Origin of the sequence: Dietzia sp. E1 (assembly GCF_014145015.1) — a bacterium.
In the GTDB taxonomy this organism is placed as follows: Bacteria; Actinomycetota; Actinomycetes; order Mycobacteriales; family Mycobacteriaceae; genus Dietzia; species Dietzia cinnamea_A.
In genome coordinates this window covers 1-3,097 of the sequence record NZ_JAALDU010000528.1, presented here as the reverse complement: position 1 = coordinate 3,097, position 3,097 = coordinate 1, and the positions used below count along the sequence as shown (strand labels likewise).

Here is a 3,097-nt window from a genome sequence, read left to right as displayed (position 1 = left end):
GGCGACGGAGCCGGTGCGGGCGCGCTCGCCGCGTGGGGCGGCCCCCTCGGCCGGCACGCCGTGGTCGGCCGCCAGCGCTTCTGGACGCCGCTGCGCGTGATCATGCTGTTCGCCGTGATCTTCCTGGCGTTCGGCTTCTTCTCCAAGGCCGCCTGCCTGGAGACCACCCATCCCACCGACGGGTCGCAGCCCGGCCTCAACTGGGACGGTCGGCAGTACTACAAGGCCTGCTATGCGGACCCGCTGCCGCTGTACTCGGCCGAGGGCCTGGACACCGGGGCGCTGCCCTACAAGTACTCGTGGATCGCCGAGGGCGGCGAGGTCCGCTACATGGAGTACCCGGTGCTGTCCGGGATGTTCCAGTACGTCACCGCGCAGGCCGCCCAGGCGCTGCACGAGATCTTCCCCGGCGGGCCGCTCGAGGTGGTCACGTACTTCGCGCTGGGTTGTGTCCTGCTGGCGTTCATGTGGATGGTCGCCGTGTGGGCCACCTACCGGTCGGCCGGCCGGCGGCCCTGGGACACGCTGCTCATGGCGGCCAGCCCGCTCGTGATCTTCCAGGCCTTCACCAACTACGACCTCATGGCGGTGATGTTCGCCTCCGTCGCGTTGCTGCTGTGGGCCCGCCGCCGCCCGGTCTGGGCCGGCGTCGTGCTGGGGCTGGGCGTGGCGGCCAAGCTGTACCCGCTGTTCCTGTTCGGCGCGCTGCTGGTGGTGGCGATCCGCCGCAGGCGGTTCGTCGAGCTAGGGAAGGCCGCGGCCGCCGCCGTCGTGGCGTGGTTGGCCGTCAACCTGCCGATCATGGTCCTGTTCCCTGACGGGTGGCGGGAGTTCTTTCGACTCAACTCCGACCGGCCCGCCAACCCCGAGAGCATCTACGTCGTCATCCAGACGCTCACCGGCTGGCAGGGCTTCGACGCGGGCCGCGCCGTCGGGGAGGCCCCCGCGACGCTGAACACCGTCTCGTTGGTGCTGTTCGCGTTCGCCTGCCTGGCGGTGCTGGTGATCGGCCTGACCGCACCCGTGACCCCGCGCGTGGCGCAGCTGGCGTTCCTCATCGTGGCGTTCTTCCTGCTCACCAACAAGGTGTGGAGCCCGCAGTATTCGCTGTGGCTGGTCCCGCTCGCGGTGCTCGCCGTCCCGCGCGTGCGCCTGCTGCTGACGTGGATGGCGTTCGACGCGCTGCTGTGGGTGGCGCACATGTCGTACTTCCACGGTGTGGCCAACAAGGGGATCGGCCCCGAGCTCTTCCACCCGCTCGTGTTGGTGCGCGACCTGCTCGTCCTCGCCGTGTGCGCGGTCGTGATCCTCGAGATCTACCGGCCCCACCTCGACCGAGTCCGCATGACGCATCAGGCCACGCCCGAGGGACCCGACCCGCTTGCCGGGGTCCTCGCCGATCCCGGGGAACGACCGGTCACCCGTGCGACCCCCTCAGACTCCGGTGGGAGACAGCCCGCCGACCCCGAGACGAAGGACCCGATCCGATGACTACCAGCGCCATGATCTGGATGTTCCTGTGCATCCTGGTCGGATTCATCTGCATGGTGACCGCCGCCGGCGGCTACCGCGCGGGGTGGCGTCAACCCGTGTGGATCGGCTGGACCGTCGCGGCCTTCCTGTTCCTCACCGTGATCCCCGTGGCGCAGGCGCTGACGATCGGGCTGCAGCACGGCTGACGCATCCCCGCCGCGCGCGGCCCCGCCGCGGCGACAGCCCGAGGGCTCAGCCGCACAGGTCGAACGGCTCGGTGTCCGGGAAGTGCCGCTCCCACTCCTCGCCCGTGAGCTGGACGCCGCCGGCGCAGGCCTCGCTCACCACGCGGTCGGGGTCGAGCTGCCACATCCACATGGCGCCCTCCGCGCCCACCGCGAGCAGTCCGCCCGCCGGGGAGGCGCTGCGGCCCTGGTAGAGCAGCGGGTCGGTGGTCGAGCCGAGCACGGCCCACGGTCGCGGATCGGACGGCTCGCCGACGTCGATGACCGTCACCTGCCCGGTGCTGGAGGTGAGCAGGAGCAGATCGTCATCGGCGGAGAACGCGGTCCAGTAGATCTCACCGGGTGGAGCCGCGAACGAGGCGAGTTCGGCGGGCGCGGACGCGTCGGAGACGTCCCACAGTCGGACGGTCTTGTCGCCGCCGGAGGTGGCGAGCAGCGGGGAGTGGTGGGCGTACCCCGCGGACGGCGACGCGCCGATCCCGGTGGTGAGCCGGTGCGCGACCACCGGCCGGTCGGGGTCGGCGGTGTCGAGGATGACGGTCTGCGGGCCGAGGGTCGGGACGACGAGCTGCCGGGAGTCGGAGGAGAACTCGGCGACCACGCACGGGTCGGGCAGCGGCACGGTCACCCGCAGTGCGGGGCGGGTGGGATCCGTGACGTCGACCAGGCCGAGGTCGGGGCTGGTGTCGCTGCACACGGCGAGGGTGCGGCCGTCGGGGCTGAGCGGGTTGGCCACCACGACGCCGGAGGTGACGGGCAGGCTCGCGACCGGCCGGGTCGCGGGTCCGTAGGGCGCGGTGAACACCTGCACGCCGCCGTCCGCCAGGCCCGCGTAGACGACCCGCCCGTCGGGGGACATCGCCACGGAACCGGAGAACCGGGTGTCGCGGCCGGGGATGACGCGGCCGGTCTCGCGCGGGACGGGACCGGTGGTGTCGACGACGGTGTGGTGCATCTCCGCGGCGGTGACGCCGAGGACCCCGGAGGTCCGGTCCTGCGAGGAGGCGGTCTGGAAGATCGAGTTGGACTCCGACGCGGCCCCGAGGCGCCCCAGCGGCCAGAGCCGGACCAGGCCGTCGACCGAGTACGTCACCAGGTGGTCGGAGTCGGTGAACCGGACGCCGGTCGCGACCTGGGAGGCGGGTAGTTCGGTGAGCACGCGCCCCGCGGGATCGTAGACGCGGACCCGCTCGTCGGACCCGGCGGCGGCGAGCCGGCCGAGATCGTCGAAGGCCACGTCGTTGACGTAGGCGTCCCACCCGGTCAACTCCGGCAGCGCCCGCGCGCCGGCGAGCGCCGCGATGCCCGACCCGTCGCCACCGGAGCCGTCAGCACCCGACCCGTCACCGCCGGAGCCCCCCGCGGCGCCGCCCGGCAGC

The 3,097-nt window shown here is 72.5% G+C and carries 3 protein-coding genes; 2 read left to right on the top strand and 1 reads right to left on the bottom strand.

Going from position 1 to position 3,097, the window contains the following annotated elements:
• On the top strand, positions 1-1,491 hold a 1,491-nt coding region (locus G6030_RS15095; protein WP_182643674.1), incomplete at its 5' end, for a glycosyltransferase 87 family protein.
• Positions 1,488-1,679 carry a hypothetical protein gene (locus G6030_RS15090; RefSeq protein WP_043567330.1) on the top strand — a complete coding sequence of 64 codons (192 nt, stop codon included), beginning with the start codon at positions 1,488-1,490 and terminating at the stop codon, positions 1,677-1,679. The genes G6030_RS15095 and G6030_RS15090, both read left to right, overlap by 4 nt.
• 46 nt (positions 1,680-1,725) lie before the next feature.
• Here G6030_RS15090 and G6030_RS15085 read toward each other — a convergent pair.
• Positions 1,726-3,097, bottom strand: a 1,372-nt coding sequence (locus G6030_RS15085) for a hypothetical protein (RefSeq protein ID WP_182643673.1), incomplete at its 5' end; no start/stop codon positions are given.

What these genes read in the sequence shown, in the direction of transcription:
- G6030_RS15090 (WP_043567330.1), top strand. Translation starts at nt 1,488, where the DNA reads ATGACTACCAGCGCCATGATCTGGATGTTCCTGTGCATCCTGGTCGGA.